This is a genomic window from Micropepsis pineolensis (genome assembly GCF_055392125.1).
In genome coordinates, this window is sequence record NZ_AP042408.1 from 2622825 (window position 1) to 2645767 (window position 22943).

The 22943-nt window shown below is 57.3% G+C and carries 17 protein-coding genes and 1 tRNA gene; 15 read left to right on the top strand and 3 right to left on the bottom strand.

The features are described from left to right. The first annotated feature begins 448 nt into the window (after nt 1–448). Together ACZ5RI_RS11660 and ACZ5RI_RS11665 are read left to right on the top strand one after the other, a co-directional pair. Nucleotides 449–3367, top strand: coding sequence for a TonB-dependent receptor plug domain-containing protein (locus ACZ5RI_RS11660; RefSeq protein ID WP_464513353.1), 2919 nt, complete (start codon nt 449–451; stop codon nt 3365–3367). 119 nt (nt 3368–3486) lie between these two features. Further along, entirely contained in the window at nt 3487–5118 is a 1632-nt protein-coding gene (locus ACZ5RI_RS11665; protein WP_464513354.1) for a tetratricopeptide repeat-containing sulfotransferase family protein, read from the top strand. Between the two features lie 76 nt (nt 5119–5194). Here ACZ5RI_RS11665 and ACZ5RI_RS11670 read toward each other — a convergent pair whose 3' ends face one another. Beyond that, nucleotides 5195–5503 carry a hypothetical protein gene (locus ACZ5RI_RS11670; protein WP_464513355.1) on the bottom strand — a complete coding sequence of 103 codons (309 nt, stop codon included), beginning with the start codon at nt 5501–5503 and terminating at the stop codon, nt 5195–5197. Nucleotides 5504–6225: 722 nt separating this feature from the next. On the opposite strand from ACZ5RI_RS11670, the gene ACZ5RI_RS11675 reads away from it, so the two are divergent. Continuing rightward, nucleotides 6226–8925 carry a TonB-dependent receptor plug domain-containing protein gene (locus ACZ5RI_RS11675; RefSeq protein WP_464513356.1) on the top strand — a complete coding sequence of 900 codons (2700 nt, stop codon included), beginning with the start codon at nt 6226–6228 and terminating at the stop codon, nt 8923–8925. A gap of 80 nt (nt 8926–9005) precedes the next feature. Here the strand turns inward: ACZ5RI_RS11675 and sppA are convergent, their stop codons facing one another. Further along, nucleotides 9006–10766, bottom strand: a complete 1761-nt coding sequence (gene sppA, locus ACZ5RI_RS11680) for a signal peptide peptidase SppA (RefSeq protein ID WP_464513357.1) — start codon at nt 10764–10766, stop codon at nt 9006–9008. A gap of 288 nt (nt 10767–11054) precedes the next feature. Between sppA and rpsF the strand changes: the two genes are divergently transcribed. Genes rpsF through rplI form a run of 3 tightly spaced genes read left to right on the top strand, consistent with a single transcriptional unit; the run spans nt 11055 to nt 12289 of the window. After that, nucleotides 11055–11423, top strand: coding sequence for a 30S ribosomal protein S6 (gene rpsF / locus ACZ5RI_RS11685; RefSeq protein ID WP_464513358.1), 369 nt, complete (start codon nt 11055–11057; stop codon nt 11421–11423). Continuing rightward, nucleotides 11420–11686, top strand: coding sequence for a 30S ribosomal protein S18 (rpsR, locus tag ACZ5RI_RS11690; protein ID WP_464513359.1), 267 nt, complete (start codon nt 11420–11422; stop codon nt 11684–11686). The genes rpsF and rpsR overlap by 4 nt, the downstream gene beginning before the upstream one ends. Before the next feature lie 12 nt (nt 11687–11698). Further along, a complete protein-coding gene (gene rplI / locus ACZ5RI_RS11695; protein WP_464513360.1) occupies nt 11699–12289 on the top strand; it encodes a 50S ribosomal protein L9 in 591 nt (196 codons plus the stop codon). Nucleotides 12290–12359: 70 nt separating this feature from the next. On the opposite strand, the gene ACZ5RI_RS11700 is transcribed toward rplI, so the two are convergent. After that, complete coding sequence (locus ACZ5RI_RS11700; RefSeq protein ID WP_464513361.1) at nt 12360–13136, bottom strand: hypothetical protein; 777 nt, start codon at nt 13134–13136, stop codon at nt 12360–12362. A gap of 373 nt (nt 13137–13509) precedes the next feature. Between ACZ5RI_RS11700 and ACZ5RI_RS11705 the strand changes: the two genes are divergently transcribed. The 9 genes from ACZ5RI_RS11705 (at nt 13510) to hisI (ending at nt 22900) form a co-directional block, all read left to right on the top strand. Then, nucleotides 13510–14250: a tetratricopeptide repeat protein gene (locus ACZ5RI_RS11705; RefSeq protein WP_464513362.1), complete on the top strand. Its 741-nt coding sequence runs from the start codon at nt 13510–13512 to the stop codon at nt 14248–14250. Then, nucleotides 14247–15647 (top strand): PQQ-binding-like beta-propeller repeat protein, encoded by a 1401-nt coding sequence (locus ACZ5RI_RS11710; RefSeq protein WP_464513363.1) that lies wholly within the window; start codon nt 14247–14249, stop codon nt 15645–15647. The genes ACZ5RI_RS11705 and ACZ5RI_RS11710 overlap by 4 nt, the downstream gene beginning before the upstream one ends. Before the next feature lie 191 nt (nt 15648–15838). Beyond that, nucleotides 15839–17209, top strand: coding sequence for a ribosome biogenesis GTPase Der (gene der, locus ACZ5RI_RS11715; RefSeq protein WP_464513364.1), 1371 nt, complete (start codon nt 15839–15841; stop codon nt 17207–17209). 484 nt (nt 17210–17693) lie between these two features. Next, nucleotides 17694–17768: transfer RNA gene (locus ACZ5RI_RS11720), tRNA-Asn, on the top strand. A gap of 41 nt (nt 17769–17809) precedes the next feature. Beyond that, nucleotides 17810–18652 carry a 3-mercaptopyruvate sulfurtransferase gene (gene sseA / locus ACZ5RI_RS11725; RefSeq protein WP_464513365.1) on the top strand — a complete coding sequence of 281 codons (843 nt, stop codon included), beginning with the start codon at nt 17810–17812 and terminating at the stop codon, nt 18650–18652. Next, complete coding sequence (locus tag ACZ5RI_RS11730) at nt 18649–19248, top strand: GNAT family N-acetyltransferase (protein WP_464513366.1); 600 nt, start codon at nt 18649–18651, stop codon at nt 19246–19248. The genes sseA and ACZ5RI_RS11730 overlap by 4 nt, the downstream gene beginning before the upstream one ends. A gap of 178 nt (nt 19249–19426) precedes the next feature. After that, on the top strand, nt 19427–21205 hold the full coding sequence (locus ACZ5RI_RS11735; RefSeq protein WP_464513367.1) for a peptide MFS transporter: 1779 nt from the start codon (nt 19427–19429) through the stop codon (nt 21203–21205). 185 nt (nt 21206–21390) lie between these two features. Beyond that, nucleotides 21391–22497, top strand: coding sequence for a cystathionine beta-lyase (gene metC, locus ACZ5RI_RS11740; RefSeq protein ID WP_464515593.1), 1107 nt, complete (start codon nt 21391–21393; stop codon nt 22495–22497). Between the two features lie 58 nt (nt 22498–22555). Continuing rightward, complete coding sequence (gene hisI / locus ACZ5RI_RS11745) at nt 22556–22900, top strand: phosphoribosyl-AMP cyclohydrolase (protein ID WP_464513368.1); 345 nt, start codon at nt 22556–22558, stop codon at nt 22898–22900. The last annotated feature ends 43 nt before the right edge of the window (nt 22901–22943 follow it).

Sequence of the window (22943 nt, forward strand, 5' to 3'; positions counted from 1 at the left end):
TAATTGTGATATTTCAACCGCCAGCAATACGATTACTTTTTAACCACATCGATTACCATACAAGCACAACGTATCCTCTAAGAGTTGTAACCTATTGTTTTTAAACAATTTTCTACTCACATCCAAATACGTTGTAAAAATTACAATTTTGCATTATATTACGTAATTAAGTTTTCCAAAATTGTGCCTAAAGTTTAGCTTAGTGTCCAGTCTGCTGCTTTTTGCAGCATATATGCAACATGCACGTTTTACCATCACACAGGCATGCAGACAACTTTTGACGGCACCCGAAGGCACAACCTAACCTCGTGAGTAATGGGTACTGTTTTGCAACGACGAATTGCTTAGCTACGGCCCCTCGAAGTGGGGGGGGGCCGTTTACCCGAAACTTTATGACATGGGGATACACGTGCAAAAATCTCATCTTAAATTCCGTTCAGCGCTTTTAGTGAGCGCAGCAACCCTGGCGGCAGTTGGCCTGTCAGTGGCGAGCATGAACGCGGCAGACGGGGAACTGGAAACGGTCGTGGTGACCGGTTCCCGCTTACCCTCGCCAAACCTTTACAGCGCAACGCCAATCACGGCGATCAGCCAGGATGAAATTAAATATCAGGGCACGACCAGCGTCGAAACGATGCTCAACAGCCTGCCATCGGTATTTGCAGGCCAGACTTCGGCCGCATCAAACGGCGCATCAGGCACGGCGGAGGTCAATTTACGCGGCCTTGGGGCCTCCCGTACACTGGTTCTTATCGATAGCAAACGCCTGATGCCTGGCTCGCCGGATGATCCGGTTGCCGACCTGAACTTCATTCCGACCCCCTTGGTTGAACGTGTTGAAGTAGTGACCGGTGGCGCCTCGACGGTTTATGGTTCTGATGCCATTGCCGGCGTCGTCAACTTCATCATGCGCAAGGATTTTGAAGGCGTTGAATTTGACCTGCAGGGCGGCATTGCTCAGCACGCCAATGGCAACAAAATGATGCGCGGCATCCTGGCCGACTCGGGCTACGATGCGCCAGCTGGCACGGTGTGGGACGGCGAAAATACCGAAATGACGGCTATTTTCGGCGCCAACACCAAAGACGGTCGCGGTAATGTTACCGCCTATTTTGGCTATCGCGCCCAGCGTGCGGTGACCGAATCCCAGCGTGACTGGTCGGCCTGCGCCACCTCCGTCAACTACTACACGATGTCGAGCTACAGCTGCGGCGGTTCGGGCACCATTCCGGCTGGCCGTTTCAAAGTTGCCAGCCAGAGCAGCGGCGTCAAGGCCGTGGGGTCATCAACCTCCAAATACAGCAGCAGCACAGATGCCTGGAACTATGCACCGTACAACTATCTGCAGCGTCCCGATACGCGGTATATGGGCGGTGCCTTTGCCCATTATCAGGTCAACAAATATCTGAACCTGTCCAGCTCGTTCATGTTCATGGACGACCATACGGTGGCCCAGATTGCCCCCTCGGGCATTTTCTACGGCACCTATTATTCGGTGAACTGCGACAACCCCTACCTGGCGATGAACAGCAGCCTGCAGAGCTATATGTGCGGCTCAAACGCTGGCAGTGACACGGACGTTTCAACCTATATCGGTCGCCGCTTTACCGAGGCTGGCGGGCGTCAGGATGACCTGCGCCACACCGATTATCGTTTAGTGCTCGAAGCCAATGGCGAAATTCTCGACGGCTTCAGCTATGACATCTCGGGCCAGTATGCCACAGCGATCTATACCGAAAACTATCTGAACGATATGTCTTCTGCCCGCATTGCCAAGGCACTGCAGGCAACAAAAGATGCAAGCGGCAATATTGTCTGTAAATCCTACATGGACGGTACTGACACCAGCTGCGTTCCGGTCAATGTGTTCACAACGGATTCACTGACCTCCGACATGATTAACTATCTTAAAGCCCCAGGCTTTAAGCAGGGCCACACCACAGAAACCGTGATCAACGCCAACATCACGGCCGATCTGACCCAGTTTGGTGTCAAGTCGCCGTGGGCAGCTTCGGGTCTGGCACTGAACTTCGGCACGGAATATCGCCGTGAAGAACTGGTTCTGAAGAACGATCTGGAATTCCAGACCGGCGACCTGACTGGTCAGGGCAGCACCCAGCCCAACGTTTCGGGTGGTTTCTCGGTGGAAGAAGGCTTCATCGAAGGCCGTCTGCCGCTGGTCAGCGACAAGCCGTTTGCCCGCGATGTCTCGGTCGAATTTGGCTATCGTTACTCCAGCTATAACGTGCAGGGTAACGTCGATTCCTACAAATACGCCCTCGACTGGCAGGTGATTGACGATATCAAGCTGCGCGGCTCCTATCAGCGTGCCGTGCGCGCCCCGAATGTCAACGAACTGTTCTATCCCAACTCCACAGCCCTGTGGAGCGGTACGGATCCCTGCGCCGGTGCGACCCCGGGGTATTCGCTGGCCCAGTGCGAACGCACCGGGGTTTCGTCTTCGGATTACGGTAAAATCGAACAGTGCTCATCGGGCCAGTGTGGTGGTTATTACGGCGGCAACAAAGCCCTCAAGCCGGAAACGTCTGACACGGTCACACTTGGCTTTGTCTTCACCCCGACCTTTATCAATGGCCTGACCGCGTCGGTCGACTATTACCACATTAAGGTGAAGAAGCTGATCGGCACGATTCCGGAAAGCATCATCATCTCCAAGTGCGCCAACACCGGTGACAGCCAGTGGTGCGACCTGATCCATCGCGGCACCAATGGCGTTCTGTTCGGTTCGGGGACCGGTTCGGGCTATGTTGAAGCCACCAACATCAACACCGGCTATCTGCTGACGGAAGGGCTGGATATTTCTGTCAATTACCAGTTCGATCTGGAACAGGTTGGTCTGCCGAACTACGGCACTTTGTCGACCAGCCTGATCGGCACCTATCAGCCGCGTTACATGGACCAACCCTATGACGGTGGGCATACCTATAATTGCGCCGGCTATTTCGGCCTGACCTGTGGTACGCCGAATCCGAAATGGCGTCATACCATGCGCGCCACGTGGGAATCGCCATGGGACTTCAGCGTGTCGGTGGCCTGGCGCTATTTCGGTCGCGTTGACTTTGATGGCAACAGCACCGACGTTTCGCTGAACGATGGTTACGCGTACGACAAAATCGACTCCCATATCTCTGACTACAACTACTTTGACATCGCCGGTCAGTGGGCGATTGCCAAGGGCGTGACGGTCAGCGCCGGTATCAACAACATCCTCGACAAAGATCCGCCGATTGTTGACTCCGCCAACCTGGCAATTTCCGCACCGTCGGGCGGTAACGGCAACACCTACCCGGGCGTCTATGATGCGCTGGGCCGGACGATGTTCCTTAACCTCACGATCAAACTCTGATCCTGACGCAAATATCTCTTCAGACGGCGGCCCAATGGGCCGCCGTTTTTTTATGAAAGACTTTCAGCGACCGGCACCGTCGCGCTACAAGCGATCAAAACGTACAAGGAAATGATTTCATGCCCAGCCCTATCGAAGACAAAGCCCGTGCATTGGCCGCCGCGCAGGACGCCGTACGAGAGGGTGATATCAACCGAGCGGTAGCAATCGCAACAGAAGCACTGAGCCGCGGCCATGAAGACGCGCTGTTCTTTAACCTGCGCGCCTTTGCGTTGGAGCAGCAGGGACGGCTGAATGAAGCCTTAAGCGATCTAACCGTGGCGGCCAGGCTAGATCCGGCGGACGCCATGGTGCAAAACGCGTTAGGGTTGTGCCTGACCAAACTGGAACGTTGGCAGGATGCCATTGCCGCATTCCAGAACGCCATTCGTGTCGCCCCCGATTTTCATTTTGCCCATTTCAATCTGGCCATGGCGCAGGAACGGATTGGCGAGCTGGAAGACGCCCGTCAAAGTTATGCCCGCACCCACGAACTGGACCCGAAAGCCGCCGAGCCGCTGGCACGGCTGGCGGCGCTGGCATCCCGCCGCGCCGACTGGACGGAAACAGAAAGGCTGGCGAACGAAGCGCTGAGCATTGAACCCAAGCACGCGCTGGCCAAAACATCGCTGATTAAAGCGCGCATGGCCGCCCATGATTATGGCACGGCGGAAACGATGATCGAAGCGCTGCTGGCGGATCGGGCCACGCCGCCGTTTGATCATAGTTTTGCCCTTAGTCTGAAGGGCGATCTGTGCCATACGCAAAAGCGCTATGCGGAAGCCTTCGCCGCCTACACCAGAAGCAATGAAGAACGGCGCAGATTATTCGCTGCCAATTTTACCCGCGATGATGGGGTTACCGCCTACAATTACAGCCGCTGGCTTTACGATTATTTCAGCAAGGCCGATACGAACTGGCAAGTTGCCAGCAAGCCACGCCCCGCGAGCGCCGTACGTGGCCATACCTTTCTGATCGGCTTTCCCCGCTCAGGCACTACATTGCTGGAAAATATTCTGGCGACCAACCCTGCCATTGTTAGTCTCGAAGAAAAAGAGGTTCTGGTCGATGCCGTACGCGCATTTCTGACCCAGGACGGCGGGCCGGACCGCCTGGAAAAAGCAGGCGAAACCGAGCTGGACCACTACCGTAAGGCTTACTGGAAACGCGTTGCCGGCCATCTTGATGTTGCCGGAAAGATCTTCATCGATAAAGAGCCACTCGCCACGATTAAGCTGCCAGTGATCGCCAAACTGTTTCCCGGTGCCAAGGTATTGTTCGCCATCCGCGACCCACGCGATGTGGTGCTAAGCTGTTTCCGGCGCCAATTCGCACTTAATCAATCGATGTATGAGTTCCTGACACTTGAAGGGGCGGCGAAATTTTATGCCTCGGTGATGGAGCTAGGCGAAGTTTACCGCGAAAAACTCGGCCTTGATTGGCATGTAGTCCGGCATGAAGCTGTGGTTGACGATTTTGAGGGCGAAACTCGTAAAGCCTGCGATTTCCTCGGTGTCGACTGGACAGAAGAAATGCGCCACTTTGCCGAGCGGGCCCGCAAAAAGCCGATTGCTACGCCCAGTGCCACACAGGTGCTACGCGGGCTTAACCGCGATGGTATGGCGCAGTGGCGCCATTATACCAAAGAATTAGAACCCGCCCTTCCCCATCTCAAACCATGGATCGAAAAATTCGGTTACCCGTCGAAGTAATACCGATTTTCTATAACAAAAACCGTAACGGCAAGGCCGTTACGGTTTTGATGCATCAAGTCAGCGATAAAGACGCTTAGCCGCCCACCTTCCCCGCTTGCCCACCACGGGTTTGAATATCCTCGATGGCTTTTTGCGAACGTTTTTGGATTTCGTCCCACTGGGCTTGGGTATGGCACTCCCGACGGACACCCAACCGGGTACCGGTAGGCGCTGGTAACTGATGGCAAACCTGCGTCTTGTTATCAGCCGCCGCAGAAGGCGATGGCGGCACACTGGCAACAGGCTCGGCCAGCTTTTGATGATCGTCATCAGCCCAAGCGCTACCAACAAATGCCCCTGACAAAACGCAAAAAACACCAGCACACAAAACAGCTTTCAACATTAGCCCCTGTCCATTTAACGGTCTGAAGACTATTCCACCAAATTTTGCCAATGAAAATAGACCTCAGCAGCCATAGCCATGAAATCTGGCAACCAACATTTCCTCAGCCGTAAAGCGCTCCCCTCCCTCCATGCCCAACAAAGAGGATTTTCTGTATCAGGCTGGTCATCCACGCATTGCCTTTAAGCACGAAACCAAACGCTACAGGCAACCTTCGCATGTGCAGCATGATTTTACATTTCCCGGAGGAATAATGCTCAAATATAGTGCATTAAAAGTTACTACCGTCCCAAGATTGCAGCAATGATCCCACGCGCAGAGCAACACAAACGGATTATAATTTCACCATATCGCACATTATTTAGACACGGTCAGCCCACAAACTAACTAAATCATTGTTATAATTAGTAAATTCAACGCATTGGTGCAAAAACATTATTTCACATTTACTATTTTTTGTGCAATTTAAAAACTACAAAGTGCACTATTTTTAGTCTTTCATTTCTATACAGCCTATTTTTGCATCATAAATACAACATGCCCCATTCCATACCATGTTGCAGTGCATTCATGTTTTGACCATCCCGGGCTTGGGCCATAGCCTTTTAGGCAATGGGTCGTGCAGTGCGTCAAAAAAATTGCACCTCGGCCAGACGCGTTAAACCGGCCGAAAAAACGCCCGTAACACTAAAGCCATGGGGATACATGTGAAGAAGTACAACATGAACATTCGTTCAGCGCTCCTGATGAGCGCGGCGACAGCGGCAGCGATCGGACTGTCCCTGACGAGTACAAGCGCCGCATCCGATACTATGGAAACTGTGGTGGTAACGGGTTCGCGCATTGCCTCCACCGATGCCATGTCCGCCTCGCCGCTGACCGTCATCACCACCGACAGCATCACCAAAAGCAAAACGGTTAGCTTAGATCAGGCGCTGAACAAATTGCCGGAAGTGAGCCAGGTCAGCGCAGACCAGAACTCCATTTCGCCCGGCGGTGCCGCCACGGTTGACCTGCGCGGTCTGGGTTCCAACCGCACCCTGATCCTGATCAATGGCGAGCGTATGGTCTCGACCTTTGCCAATGGCGGCCAGGCCCAGGATATGGCCGGCGTTCCGATGGGCATGATCGATCATGTCGAAGTACTGAAAGACGGTGCGTCGCCGATTTATGGTGCGGACGCCATCTCGGGCGTTATCAACGTCATCACCAAGACAGATTTCACCGGTGCACAGCTCAATGTCGGGGGCGGCATCTCGAACCACGGCGACCACGCCACCAAGCAGTTCTCGGGCACCTTTGGCGTTGCCAGCGACAAGGGCAACATCATTGCCAGCCTTGACTATTACACCGAAGACCCGGTTCGCCAGTCGGCGCGCAGCTGGGCCCACGGCACCTACACTTCGTCGAGCTATGTCCCGCAGGGTCAGTATGCCTATGCCGATGATACGGGTGTCACGCATTATCTCAGTGGTAATGATGATGGTTCTCTCACCAGCGAAAGCGGCAGAAGCCATTTTAACACTGGTATGAATCCGTACCTGATCCAGGCCCGTTCTGTGATCAACGCCACGGTCAATGCCAACTACAAGGTCAACGAAAACCTGACCCTGTTCGTCGAATCCTATTTCACGAACCGTAAGGCAGCGGCTGACCTGAATGCAGAACCCGTCGGCGCAGCCACCACAGCCAAATGGCAGGACGGCCTCATTCTGCCGTCGACCAACCCGAACAACACCACGGGCGAAGATCTGACGATCTACAAGCGCCTTACGGAAGTTGGCGATCGCTATTTCACCGATAACGTCAACACCTTCCAGGAACGCGTTGGTGCCAAGGGCAATCTGTTCGGCTGGACCTGGCAGGCCGGTTACATCTACGGTCAGTCCGACAGCTCGGATAACGAACGTAATGCCATTAACCTGACCAAGTTGCAGGAACTGGTTGGCAATGCGACCTGCGAAACCGGTGCGCCGTCCAATTGCGGCAGCGTTACCCTGTCGGGCACCAGCAGCCTGACCGCAGAAGATATTTCCTATATCAGCTACACGTCGTCATCGTCGTCGCATTATGTGCAGCAGATTGCCTATGGCGATATTTCGGGTGAACTGCCGATCACTTTACCGGGTGGTAAGGTCGGGCTGGCCGCGGGCATTGACTACCGCAGCGAATATGTCAAATCGATTCCGGATGCGATTGCACAGATGGGTGATGCAGCCGAAAGCAATTCGCAGGTCACCCAGGGCGGTTACAACGTCAAGGAAATCTACGGCGAAGTGCGTCTGCCGGTGTTGAAGAATGCTCCCTATGCACAGGAGCTGAGCTTCGACTTCGCTGGCCGCTTCTCGCACTATTCTTCCTCGGGCGACGGCACGGTCTATAAGGGCAGCGTGAACTGGGCCGTCAACGACACGGTGCGTTTCCGTGGCTCCTATGGCACCGGTGAACGGGCACCGCAGGTTGGTTCGGAAATGTTCCTCGGCAACAGCACCAGCGCTGACGCCTATACCGATCCTTGCGAAAGCCCGTCCAATGCAACGGTTATCGCAAACTGCACCACCTCCTTCTCCAAGGCGGGTTTGACCTACAACAAGGGCGCCTTCAGCCAGACCACCCCGCAGCTGACCGCCACGCTGAGCGGCAATGCCAATCTGAAGCCGGAAAAGTCGGTTCAGTATAATCTGGGTGTTGTGCTGACACCGGACTTCCTGGTGCCAAACCTGTCGATCACCGTTGACTATTACAACATCCACCTCAACGACATGATCGGTACAGTGGACGCCAATACGGCTCTGTCGATGTGCTATAAGAGCGACGGATATTCGAGCCCGTATTGCAGCTATTTCGCACGTTCGTCGTCGGGGCAGATCTCGTCCTACAGCGAACCCTATGTCAATCTGGGTTGGGCCCATACCGACGGTATCGATTACGGCGTCAACTATGCCACGGAAGATCTGGCACCGTTCATTGGCCTGCCCGATGGTACGCTGTTCAACTTCGGCCTCAAGGTTAGCTGGCTGAACAAGTTCCGCGAACAGAACGCCGATGGTTCGGTCACCGAATATGCCGGCAAGTGGGTCGACAATGCCTCGAGCTATGCCAATCCGAAGTGGAAGGGTAACTTCGACCTTGGTATCACCCTGCCGTCTGGTACGTCGTTCGACATCACCGAACGCTTTATCGGTGCCCAGAGCTATTATGACGCCGAGTATCGTTCGGATCCGGATATGCATGTCCCGGCGCTGCTGTACACTGACCTGTCCTTCACCCTGCCGTGGGATAATTATTCGGCCACGGTCGGTATCGACAACGTGTTCGACAAGGATCCGCCGCTGGTCGAAGACACCTATGTCCAGACCGTCAGCAACCAGTACGACATGGTTGGCCGCTATTTCTATCTGAAGCTCAGCGCCAAGCTGTAAGCCTCGCTTCAGGCACGTAAAAGAAAAGGCCGCAGATCATTCTGCGGCCTTTTTGTTTTCTGTTGCTTTGGCGGCAGATTTTAGCGTGGCACCTGCGCTGTAAGCGATACCCCCGGCGGAATTTCTACCGCTTCACGGACATCGCGCACCATCGGGGCATCCAGCAGCACCGACAATTTGCTTAAGGCCTGCACCGAGGCAGAAGCCCCACTGAACCACTGGCGCATAGTCTCGAACAGCCCCTTGTGATGGGGGTAACGTACCAACACCAGACGGGTATCTGGCCCGATCTTGGCCAGTTTCTTGGCCGCCTTCACCGCCTCATCAAAGCTGCCCAGCGCATCAACCAGACCGATGGCCTTGGCATCTTTGCCGGACCATACCCGCCCACGGGCAATGTTCTGCACCCTGGCCAAGGGTAAATGCCGCCCAGCCGCCACTTTACCGGTAAAATCGGCATAAATCGCATCGGCTTCGGCATTCACTGCGGCCCATTGTTCGGGGGTATAGGCGGCATAAGGCGAGTTCATCAGCGCATTATGACCGACACTGATCTGTTCGGTCTTGATGCCCAGTTTGGCCAGCGTTCCGTCTACAGACATTTTGCCGGTAAACACCCCGATCGAGCCGGTAATCGTGCCCGGCTCCGCGATGATACGATCAGCAGACAGCGAGATGTAATAGCCGCCCGAGGCCGCCACCGCCCCCATACTGACCACTACGGGTTTACCCGCCTTCTGGGCCTTTTTCACCGCGTCCAAAATCTGATCGGAAGCCGTGACCGAACCGCCTGGCGACGCCACGCGTAAGATGATGGCCTTGACCTGATCATCAGCGGCCGCATCGCGAATAGCTTCGGCAATGTCATCACCACCAACATTTTCGCTCTTGCCGAACGGATCGCTGGCCGCATGGCCATCGATGATCGCCCCGTTCACCTCGATCAGTGCGATGCGGCCTTTGCCTAAGGAAGCCCCGCCATGTTTGGCACCCAGATAATCTTCAAACGCCACCGTCTCGCCATTGTCGGTGCGGGCCAGTGCGGCATGTTCGGCATCATCGTCATAGCCGATCTTGTCAATCAGCCCGGCCTTTTGCGCGGCTTCTGTCATCTGCGGGCTTTTTTCCAATGCCGCAGCCAGCTTGACCGGCGTGAGGTGGCGGGCATGGGCCGCCTCGCCCACCGCACTGTCGTACCAGGCATGCAGCAGCGCATTCATCTGCTCGCGGTCGGCCGGGCTCATCCCCGCCGCGGTGTACATGTCGGCGGCACTTTTATATTCGGCGCGCTTGGCAATTTCCGGCTTCACCCCGATCTTGTCGAACAGCCCGCGCAAATACATCCGCCCGGCCCCGACACCCGATGGATTGAACGGCGATTTGGGCTGCATCCAGATCTCTCCGGCGGTGCTGGCCAGCAGATAATCGCCCAACCCTTCACCGGTAAAACCCTGGGCGTGAACGACGACGAACTTGCCACTGTGGCGCAAACGCTGGAACGCGGCGCCCAACTCCTCGGCCGTCGCGATGGGCATACCGGCCCCGCCCAGACGCACCGACACCCCCTTGACCCTGGGATCACGCGCGGCGGCATTTAGCCCGGTGACGATATCCATGACCGAGGCGTGATGCGGGCCAAAACTGTACGCAATCGAGGTGGAATCTGTCGGGGTTTCGCGCAGATCAAGGCTCAGCACCATATTTTTGGGCAGGCCATCGCCCTGGGCCAGACCGTACAGCGCCGCGGCGGCCACCAGGATCACAATACCCAAAAACAGTTTGATCAAACCGTTTAGCGTGCCGGTCAGGATTGATGCGGCCCATTTCAGGAATTTGATCATATTTTTGCCTTTTAATTCCTATTGATGAAAACAATCAGGGGGCTAGCTTGGCGCATCTTGCCAAAGCCCCGCAAGCCCTGCTGCCTCGTTCCGGCGCGGTTTTTCGCGATTTTTCTTGTCAGACGCGCGCACTTACGATAGTGAGGCGCCTTCAAACCGGCTTGCGGTCGGAAAGCCACCCCATTTCGATGGGGTGTGTTGCGCATGGTGCGCCGTCTTTTCCGATCCATTGCGAAAGCTGCTTTTACCCGGCAGTGACGCACCGCGGGCCATTGAAGGGACAAGGATATGGCTCTTTACGAGCATCTCCTGATCGCGCGCCAGGATATCAGCGCGCAGGCGGTCGACGCCCTTGCAACCCACCTCAAAACCATCGTCGAAGGCGAAGGTGGCGTGGTTGAGAAGCAGGAATACTGGGGCCTTCGTGGCCTTGCCTATCGCATTAAGAAGAATCGCAAGGGGCATTATGTGCTCCTGAACATCAATGCGCCTTCCAAGGCCGTGGTCGAGCTGGAACGTCAGCTCAAGATCAATGAAGATGTGCTGCGCTTCATCACCGTCAAGGTGGAATCGTTCGAGCAGTCCTCGAACAAGGCCCGTCGTGACGACAAGCCTGAAGCCAAGCCGGAAGCTGAAACCGAGGAGGCTGCAGTATGAGTTTTCAAAGTGGTGGTTTTTCGGGTGAAGGCGCCGGCGCGCGTCGTCCCTTCTTCCGTCGCAAGAAGACCTGCCCGTTCTCCGGTGCCAATGCGCCGAAGATCGATTACAAGGACACCAAGCTGTTGCAGCGCTTCATTTCCGAGCGTGGCAAGATTGTGCCCTCACGCATAACGGCAGTTTCGGCCAAGAAGCAGCGCATCCTCGCCAAGGCGATCAAGCGCGCCCGCTTCATGGCGTTACTTCCCTATGTCGTGGAATAGGAGCTAAAACACATGCAAGTGATTTTGCTCGAACGCATCGAAAAGCTCGGCCAGATGGGCGACGAAGTGAAGGTAAAGGACGGCTTTGCCCGTAATTTCCTTCTGCCCGAAAAGAAGGCCCTGCGCGCGAATAAAGAAAACCGCGAATATTTCGTTACCCGCAAGGCTCAGCTCGAGGCGGAAAACCTGCAGCGCAAGTCGGAGGCCGAAACGGTCGCCGAGAAACTTGCCGGCAAGTACTTCACCCTGATCCGCCAGGCCGGTGACCGCGGCCAGCTCTATGGCTCGGTGTCCACCCGTGACATCGCCGAAGCCATCACCAAGGGCGGTTTCACTGTGAACCGTACCCAGGTGCCGCTGGATCGTCCGATCAAGGATATCGGCCTGGTGCCGATGACCGTGGTGCTGCATCCGGAAGTCAAAGTGTCCGTCACCATCAACGTGGCGCGCAACGAAGACGAAGCCGAACGTCAGGCCAAGGGCGAAGACGTCCTGACCACCGAGCAGATCGAGGAAGCGGCTGAAGCCGCCGCCGCGGCTGCCGCAGTCTTTGAAGAAGGCGCTGAGCCTGAAGACGCCGTGGAAGAAGACACCGAAGCCTAATCGGCTACTCTGTTAAAAAGCCGCGTACCTTAAGGTACGCGGCTTTTTTTATGCCGGAATGGGTGGCGGGTTAGTGCATGAACAGCGGCGAAGCGCCGGTCCACACCGCCGGACCACTGCGGTCGAGCGTAACCAGCGCGCCGGACGCGCCGAAGCGATATTTCAGGCGGAACATATAGGCGCTGACATTGGTCTGACCAAATTTCTGATAGTCATAAGAAGCCCTGAGACTGAGCGGAAAATCGCGGAAGAACAGATATTCCGCCGCAACATGGCTTTCGCGCACGTTGAGGCCTTCAACCGAGGTGTAATCCCCACCCAGCGACAGCCCAAGATCAGGAATGAAGTAATATTCTGCCGCAACACCGGCAAAGCCACCGGTGCTTTTGCCGTCGCTCTCATTGAGCGAAGTCCAGCCACCTTTAGCCCGTAGCGTCAGTTCCGGCCAGAAATACCATTCACCGAACAGACCATAACTCTGGCTGTGCACGCCATCGGCCCATTCGGGCACGCCATGGGCGGCGGTAAAGCCGAAACTGCCCTTGCTGTCACGCCAGAAACCATCCAGCGCGCCACTCCAGCCGTCGGTATTCTCCCCCTCAATGCGCAGGCGGTCGCCGCCGACATCAAGCTGAACATTGAGCCCCGGATTACCGAAGGACGCCAGCACCGAGCCGGTCGCGCCAAAACTGTGGGCCGCTTCCCCTTCACTGCGATCACGGGAATAATCGACGCTGAGCGCGCCGGATAACTGGACATCGCCCAAGGATGCCGCCTGCCCCGCACTGAAAGAGCCCGCCAGGGAAGCCGCCCAAACGGCGGCCGCGGTAACCAGAAAGCGCTTCATGACATCCTCGTTTTCAGAATTTCGCCATCCAGGGTCAGCGCGATTCGCCACCACCGGATAAGGCGGACTATGGGCCAAATTTCCCCGTAAGGTAAACCGGAACCTCGCCTTGCCATACGGCAGCGATCCATGCCGATAGCCCACCCCACCCCGATAAATTCACTTTCCACCGGGCCGGGCAGCCCGAAAGCGGGACAAAGGATTAAAACTTAAGCCATAAAGGCCGTTTTCATGGGGTAAAAACATGGTAAGGCATAGCCCCTCCGTTGCCATTAGCCCGCGCGCGGGTTAATTAACATGCCCGCTCAAGGCCCAAGGTCTTAAGTTAAGCGCTTCAATTGTATCCGTTACTCACGCGAAAGGATTAAGTTCCGTGTCCGATATCTTCCGCGAAGTCGAAGAGGATGTTCGCCGCGAACGGCTGGAAAAGCTGTGGAAGCAGTATGGCGACTATGTCATCGCTGCCGTGGCCGTGCTGATCATCGCTGTGGCCGGGTATAAAGTCTGGCAGCATTATCATGCCTCCCAGATCCAGAAAGCTTCGGCCTCATTCGTGCAGGCCATCGAAAGCGCCAATGGCGGCAAGACCAAGGACGCGATCAGCGACTTTGCCCAGATTGCCAAAACGGCACCCCACGGCTATGCCGTGACTGCCGAATTGTCCGAGGCCAACGCCTTGCTGGCCAGTGGCAAAAAAGCTGAAGCCATTGCCCTGTATAAGAAAATTGCCGACAAGAATGACGATGAGCTGGGCCAGACCGCGCGCGTCCGCGCTGCGTGGGCGATGTCTGAAAACGCGTCCCGATCGGATCTGCAGGAGCTGCTCGCCCCGATCAACACCGACAAATCGGGCTGGCGCTTCATGGCGCGAGAGATTCTCGCCTATGTCGATTTCCGCGACGGCCGGCTGAAAGGGTCGCTCGCCGGTTATACCGCCCTGGCCAAAGATAAGGACGCGCCGGATGCCATCCGTCAGCGCGCCGAAGCAATGACCACCCTGATGCGTAACGGCGTTGGCGATTATGGCACACTGCCGGTCGATCCCGACGCAGCCAAAGCCGCCGCACAGCCAGAACAACCCCAGGCGACCCCAAAGGATCAGGCGAAGAAATGAAAACGCGTACTTTAAGCGTACTAGCGGTCCTGGCCATCACGGGGATGATGCTGGGTGGTTGCGATACTTTAAGCAGCTGGTTTGATGGCGGCGGACGTGTTTCCAAGCTTAAAGGCACCCGCGTACCGGTGATGGCGTTGAACGAGGCGGTGACGCCCGATGCCACCATAAAAGAGCTGCCGGTGCAGCTGCCTGCCCCCTATGTCAACGCTGAATGGCCGACCCAGGGTGGTTATGCCTCGGGGGCGATGTACCACCTGTCCGCCACTGGCCCGCTCAAAAGGGTTTGGTCCGAGGATGCCGGTACCGGCTCCAGCACGGCGTCGCGCCTGACCGCCGCACCCGTGGTCGGGGCTGGCCGGATCTATACCATGGACGCCGAAGCGCAGATTTCCGCCTTTGACGCGACCAGCGGCAAACGCATCTGGAAGAAAAGCGTTGCGCCGCAGGGCTATCGCTCTGTCAGCAATATTCTGACCTTTGGTTTGTTCGGTACCGATAAACGCATTGATGCCACTAAGGGCTTCGGTGGCGGCATTGCCTTTGATAACGGCAAGCTGTTTGTTTCCGACGGTTTCGGCGATCTGATCGCACTGGATGCCGCCAGCGGCAAACAAGCGTGGACGATCAATCTCGGCGTACCAATATCGGATGCCCCGATTGCCAATGGCGGCCGGGTCTTTGTCGCCTCGCAGGATAACCACTTCCATGCTTACGCCGCCGATGACGGGCGCGAGCTGTGGGACCACCAGGGCATCACCGAAACGGCAGGGATTCTGGTTAGCACCAGCGCAGCGGTTTCCGGCCAGTTTGTGGTCATTCCCTACACCTCGGGCGAACTCTACGCCATGCGTGTGCAGAACGGTCGCCCGGCGTGGAGCGATATGCTCACCCGCACCGGCAACACCACCGCACTGTCGACGCTGGATGATATTGCCGCCCGCCCGGTCATCGACCGCGATATGGTCTTCGCCATCAGCCATTCCGGCGTCATGGCCGCCATCGCCATCGACAGCGGCGAACGGGCCTGGACCCGCGACATTGGCGGGATTCAAACCCCGTGGGTGGCGGGCGATTACCTCTATGTCCTCAACAGCGACGGCCAGCTTTTGTGCCTGACCCGCAAAGAGGGCCGGGTCAAATGGATGACCGAGATGCCCAAACTGACCGACATGACCGATCCGACCAGTGATCCGGTCACCTGGTCCGGTCCGGTGCTGGCGTCCAACCGGCTGCTGCTGGTTTCGTCCGGCGGCAAGATGATGTCGGTTTCGCCTTATACCGGCAAACTGATGGGTGAGGTCGAAATTCCCGACGGCACCTTCATCGCGCCGATTGTTGCCAACAACATGGTCTATGTCCTGACCAATGATGCCGATCTGGTGGCGCTGAAATAAGCCCTACCGTGCAGGAATAACGTCTTACTTTCAGGCAAGTCGGCGTTATTTCTAGGTATCTTTACCTTGTCTGAGATCGGAGAACCGCCAGCAAAAGCGGTTTTCCGATTATTTTTATTGTGTTATCGCGCAATCTGCCGGAAAACCCGCTCTCGCACTCGTTTCCGGCTGCGCATGTAAAGGTTCCCTCGATGACTTTGATGGTCGCCATCGTTGGACGGGCCAATGTCGGCAAGTCCACGCTGTTCAATAAACTTGTCGGTCGCCGGCTTGCGCTGGTGCACGATACGCCCGGCGTTACGCGCGATGCCCGCGAAGCCCCCTCCAACCTTGATGGGTTGGAAATGACGCTGATCGACACCGCCGGGATCGAGGATTCGAATAAGGACAGCCTGACCGCCCGCATGGCCGAAGGCAGCCTGCGTAGCGCCCATAAGGCCGATCTGTGCCTGTTTGTTATTGATGGGCGCGAAGGCGTCACTGCCGCTGACGAAATGGTGGGCGCTTCGCTGCGCCGCCTTGGCAAGCCGGTGGTGCTGGTGGCCAACAAATGCGAAAGCCGCAACGCCACTTTCTCGGCTCACGAAGCGTGGAAGCTGGGCTATGGCGAACCGGTGACAATGTCGGCCGAACATGGCCTGGGCTTTCTCGAACTGGTCGAAGCGCTGCAACCCTATGCCGACAAAAAAGAGGCTGAGGCTGCCGCCGAAGAAGACGAAAAGCCCTTACGCATTTCGATTATCGGCCGCCCCAATGTCGGCAAGTCGAGCCTGTTCAACCGCATTCTGGGTGAAGAGCGTTCGCTGACCGGACCGGAAGCTGGCATTACCCGCGATGCCATCGCCATGCCATGGAAAGCGGGCGACCGCACCATCTTGCTGCATGATACGGCGGGCTTACGCAAAAAGGCCCGCGTTGCCGGTCACACGCTGGAAGAAATGTCGATTGGTTCGACGCTGGAAGCCGTGCGCTTTTCCGATTGCGTCGTGGTCATGCTGGATGCGGCACAGGCCTTCGAGAAGCAGGATCTGATTATTGCCGATCTGATCGCCCGCGAAGGTCGCGCCGTGGTCTTTGCCATCAATAAATGGGATCTGGTCGAGAACAAGGCCGGGGCTATCGGGCGCTGGCGCAAGGTTGCCGACGAGGCCCTGCCCCAGCTGGTCGGGGCGCCGCTGTTTGCGGTGTCCGCCGCCACCGGCGAAGGGGTGGAGCGGCTGGTCCCCGCGGTGATGGAAGCCGATGCCGCCTGGAACAAACGCATTCCGACCGCCCAGCTCAATCGTTTTTTGCAGGATGCGCTGGTCCGCCATGCCCCGCCGGCAATTCATGGCCGCCGGGTCCGCATCCGCTATATGACCCAGGCCAAAAGCCGGCCACCGACCTTTGCCCTGTTCGGCAATCAGCTTGAGTCGCTGCCCGAGGCCTATCAGCGCTATCTGATTGGCGGCTTACGGGAAAATTTCGGTCTGCACGGCACGCCGATTCGATTCTCGCTGCGCACCACCGATAACCCTTACGACTTAAAGAGTAAGGGCAATCGCAAGCCCAAGAAAAAATAGAGCATCCACGCAACCCGCCTTCAGACAGAAACGGCGGGTTGCTCATACACTTTGTTTTGTCCGAACATTGCGCGCAAAACCGGGTTCCACTTTTGCGCACGTGACTTAAAGGCGGGGTTTTCCCGCCTTTTGTGTTTTTCCTGGGTGCCTGGCACGCCAGCGGCCGTACCAGACTTCGGTGCGGCGACGGAAGCGTCGAATCGGATGGAACTCCACCGACAGAATCAGAATGCCCAAAGGCAGCATCCAAAACCCCAGAATCGGCAGGAAGCCGAGACAGCCCCCCACACAGAGCACAACGCCCAGTGTAACCCGCTGCCATTTCTGGCCTGGGACAGGAATCGAGAAGCGTCCGAAGCGAACTTTTGGTACGGAATTCCTTGGTTCAGTCATAAGACCTCAAGAAAAATGTTTCGCGGCATCAATTTGATATAGCTATTCCCGTTAAGACGCGCTAGAGAACGCGGCCTCAAGAGCACACCGTTCCCCGGTAGCTCAGCGGTAGAGCAACCGGCTGTTAACCGGTTGGTCGCTGGTTCGAATCCGGCCCGGGGAGCCACTTCTTTCTTGTAGGCAAGACGATTGGGTAGGCAGCCGAAAATGGCTCACGAAGCGCCCCTCGTATCAACCTCCTGGCTAGCCGATCATCTGGGCGAGGTTATCCTTGCAGATGCATCTTGGTACATGCCGGGCGAGGCCAGAAATCCTAAAACCGAATATCAGGCCCATCACATTCCCGGCGCGATCTTTTTCGACATCGACGCGCTGTCGGATCACAGCACTGATTTACCCCATATGCTGGCCCCACCGGGCGACTTTGCCAGCAAGGCTGGCGCGCTGGGCCTTGCCGATGGCAGGATGATCGTCTTCTACGATGGCGCCGGGCAGTTTTCGGCCGCACGGGCCTGGTGGATGCTGCGGGCCTATGGCCATGGTCCTGTCGCGGTGCTGGATGGCGGCCTGCCCCGCTGGCAGGCCGAGGGACGCGCAACGGCCAGCGGAACCGAAACACTCCCCCCTGCCCGCTTTACCGCCCGGCTGATGCCCGGCATCGTGCGCAACTGGCGTCAGGTGCTCGACAACCTTGAGAGCAAAACCGCGCAGGTGCTGGACGCCCGCGGGGCCCCGCGCTTTACCGCGTCCGAGGCCGAACCACGCCCCGGCGTACGCGGTGGCCATATCCCCGGCAGCACCAATGTGCATTACAAAAGCCTGCTGCAGGACGATGGTCGCTTCAAAAGCACCGCCGATTTACAAACGCTGTTTGCAGCCAAACAGGTCAATCTGACCGCCCCGATCATCACCAGCTGCGGCACCGGGGTGACGGCGGCGATTCTGATGCTGGCGCTGGAACTGGCCGGGGCAAAGGATGTCGCCCTCTATGACGGCTCCTGGACGGAATGGGGCGGGCGTGATGACACACCGGTGGAAACCGGTCCATGACCAAGCCGAAGGCGCCCCCGCCCGATAAAACACCCAATAAAGTGCCCAATAAGGTACTAGGCAAAGCCGACGACAACGCAGCCCCAAAGACGGTTGCGATGACCGTGACGTTTCTGCATATGCACCAGCGCTCGGTCATGGTGGCGCCGAACGCCCCCAAGGAAAAAGTCGCGATTCTGCGCGCTGACCATCCGCCGGTGCACTTCTATCGTTATCTCTATAATGCGGTGGGGGGCCCCTGGCTCTGGGTTGAGCGCCGCAAGATGAGCGATGAAACCCTTTCGGCCATCATCACCAACCCACTCAACGAGCTGTATGTGCTCTATGTCGCCGGTTGCCCGGCCGGCATGGGCGAGATTGATTTTCGCAAACCCGACACAGCGCAGATCGCCTATTTCGGGCTGGTGCCGGATTATATCGGCCGCCGTCTGGGGTATTTTTTCCTGTACCACGTGGTCGCCAACGCCTGGTCACGGGCGGTGCACAAAGTGACGGTCAACACCTGCACGCTGGATCATCCACGCGCGCTGCCGCTCTATCAGCGCATGGGTTTTACGCCCTATTCGCGCGAAGACCGCTATATCGAACTGCCTTAAAAACTCTCAGCCTGCTTAGAAGCACAGCCGCGCGGTCCACACCAAGATCGCGCTAAAGGGAGAATTGCACCTTTTACGCACCAATGGGCGGCATTTTAGTGAACCTGTCCCGCGCAAGGTTATTTTCTTTCCCGCCGGGATGTGCAAACTGCCGCACGGAATATTTCAAGGCGTTACTATGAACGAGTCCACCGCAAAGCCTGCCCTTGTTTCTGATGACCGATCCTGGTTCGGCCATCCGCGTCTGCTGTCCATTCTGTTCACCACCGAAATGTGGGAACGTTTTGGCTATTACGGCATGCGTGCGGTGCTCGTTCTGTATCTGGTCGAGCATTTTGTCTTTGCTGACCGGGTCGCCAACGGCCTCTATGGCGCCTTCACTTCGCTGGTCTATCTGACCCCGCTGATCGGCGGCTTCATTGCCGACCAGATCATCGGCTCGAAAAAGGCGGTGAAATTCGGCGCCATCCTGATGTCGGTCGGCTATCTCATGCTGGCCTTCACCGGCGGCAGCCCGGCCAAGCCCTTCGTCAAGATTGACGGCCAGAAATACGAAATTGCCATTTCCGGTTCGGGCGACACCGCCACGCAATACGTCGTGGCAAGCGGTCATCAGTACAAGATCGTCGGCAACCAGGACAAAAGCATCACCCTGCAGGGTGCCAGCGGGGCACTGCCCGGCCATGTGACCGCCAGCCATTACGAATTCGGCGCGGACCGCAATCCGGCTAACGTCATGCTGCTGTTCCTGTCGCTGGCCCTGGTCATCATCGGTAACGGCTATTTCAAGCCCAATATCACGACGATCCTTGGCACGCTGTACGAACGCATCGACCGCCGCCGCGATGCCGCCTATACGATCTTCTACATGGGCATCAATCTGGGCTCGATCATTTCACAGGCGCTGGTGCCGCTGATTGCCATCTGGTGGGGCTATCGCTGGGGCTTTGCCTTTGCCGGTGTCGGCATGTGTCTGGCCTGGGCCCGTTTCCAGCTCGCGGGCAAAAAGCTTGAGCATTATGGCAATGCACCAGAGACGGCGAAGAAAAACGCCAAGCTGTGGGTGATTGTCGGCACCATTATCGCCATTCCGGTGGTCTGGTTCCTGCTCAACAACGCCATGACCACGGCGGAAATCGCCCGTGAAGTCGCCGGGACCGGCCTGATGGCCTTCCTCGCCAGCCAGCCCTTCCTAGGTCAGGTGATGTTCGTGGTGTTCTTTGCCGCCATCATCGGTATTCCGGTCTGGGCGCTCTATTCGCTGAAAGCCGAAGACCGTGACCGTATGATCGTCGCCTGTGTGATGACGGTGTTCTCGGTGGTGTTCTTCACCCTGTTCGAACAGGCCGGCTCCTCGATGACGCTGTTTGCTGACCGCAACACCGACATGCAGATCACGTCGAGCTATGTCATGCCCGCCGGTCAGGCCCAGATCTTCAACCCGCTGTTCATCGTCACCTGCGCGCCGCTGTTCAGCATCATGTGGAACTGGCTTGGCAAGCGCGGCTGGGAACCCTCGGTCCCGATCAAGTTTGCCATCGGCCTGATGCTGGCGGGCTTAGGCTTCCTGGCGCTGGTCTTTGGCGGACATTTCCACGATGCCGCTTTCCGCGTGCCACTGTTCTGGCTGGCGTTTGCCTACTTCCTGCATTCGATGGGTGAGCTGTGCCTGTCGCCGGTTGGTCTGTCGATGATTTCGAAACTGTCGGTACCGAAGATGGTCGGGCTGATGTTCGGCGTCTGGCTGCTGGCCTCGGCCATGGCGCAGTATGTCGCCGGTATCATCGCCCAGTTTGCCTCGACCGAAACGGTGGCGGGCAAGGTGCTGAACGCGCAGGTCTCGCTCGACACCTATCTCGGCGTGTTCCAGACCATCGGCATCGCTGGCATTCTTTCCGGCGTCATCCTGCTGGTTCTGGCCCATTGGCTGAAAAAGGGCATGCACGGAATCAATTAATCTGCGTCTGCTGCATCAACTAATCTGCTTTTACGGCAAGACCTAATCTGCTTCTATAAAGGCGGGCTCCTGACGGGGCCCGCCTTTTTCATGGCCTGCAAGCCTTTAACCACAAGCGGGTAAACGCGTTGAGCACATCAGACGAACGTTCTAAAGCCGAAACCACACTGGTTGCCGCCGGGCGCATGAGCGCGGCACATTTCGGCACGGTCAACACCCCGGTCTATCGCACCTCGACCATCCTTTATGACAGTCTGGCGGCGCTGAAAGCCGAAGACGCGCCCTATACCTATGGCCGCCACGGCACACCAACCACCCGCAGTCTGGAGGAGGCATTGGAAGCCTTGGAAGGGGCTACGCGCACGGTCACCCTGCCCTCGGGGCTGAACGCCATTGCCACCGCCGTGATGGCTGTGTGCAGCGCTGGCGACCATTTGCTGATGACCGACAGCTGCTATTGGCCGACGCGCCATCTGTGCGAAACCCAGCTGAAGAAATTCGGTATCGAAACCACCTATTACGACCCGACCATCGGGGCCGACATCGCGGCGCTGATCAAGCCCAACACCAAGGCGATCTATTGCGAAAGCCCCGGCTCGCTGACTTTCGAGGTGCAGGATATTCCCGCCATTGCTGCGGTGGCCCACGCCCATGGCGCGGCGGTGCTGGCCGACAGCACCTGGGCAACGCCGCTGCATTTTGCAGCACTGGCCCATGGCGTTGATCTCAACATCCATGCCGCCACCAAATACATCTGCGGCCATTCCGACGTCATGATGGGCACCATCAGCGCCAATGCAGACTATGCCGAACGGCTGGCCGCCACGGTCAGCGATCTCGGCCTCTATATCGCGGGCGATGATTGCTATCTGGCCCTGCGGGGCCTGCGCACGCTGGCGGTGCGCTTAAAACGCCATCAGGAAAGCGCCTTCGCCCTGACCGACTGGCTGGCCGAACGGCCGGAAGTGGCCCGGATACTGTTCCCGGCGCGCCCGGATGATCCCGGGTTTGCCCTCTGGCAGCGTGACTTTACCGGCGCCTGCGGGCTGTTCGGGGTCGAGCTGAAAGCGGGGGCTGATCTGGACGCCTTCTTCGCCGGTTTTCAGCATTTTGGCATCGGCTATTCCTGGGGCGGCTATGAAAGTCTGGTGATTCCTGCTAGATTTACCCGCACGGCCCGCCCCTTTGCAGCCCAGGGCCCGGTTATCCGGATGCATGCCGGGCTGGAAGATATCGGCGATCTGATTGCCGATCTGGAAGCGGCGTTGCAACGCGCCTATCCGAGCCGTTGATCGGAAGGCCTGAACCTTTAAGGAAACAGCGGTGGGCAAAGCCCCACCCGTTAAAACAATGACCGACACAATCTTACGCGATGCGTTTCTGGCCGCCGTCAAATACAACGACGCCGGTCTGGTTCCCGTAATTGCCCAGCGTGTTTCGGATGGCGAAGTCCTGATGCTGGCCTGGATGAACCGCGATACGCTGGAAGAAACTCTGGAAAGCGGGCAAGTCGTCTACTGGTCGCGTTCGCGCATGAGCCGCTGGCGCAAGGGCGAAACCTCCGGCCATGTTCAGCATCTGAAAGAAGCCTATATCGACTGCGACGGCGACACCGTGCTTTTGAAAATCGAGCAGACCGGTTCGGCCTGCCACACCGGCGCGCCAACCTGCTTCTTCCGTAAGCTGGAACAGTAACAAAAAAGGCGCTGGTAACAGCGCCTTTTTTAAGCGTTACACC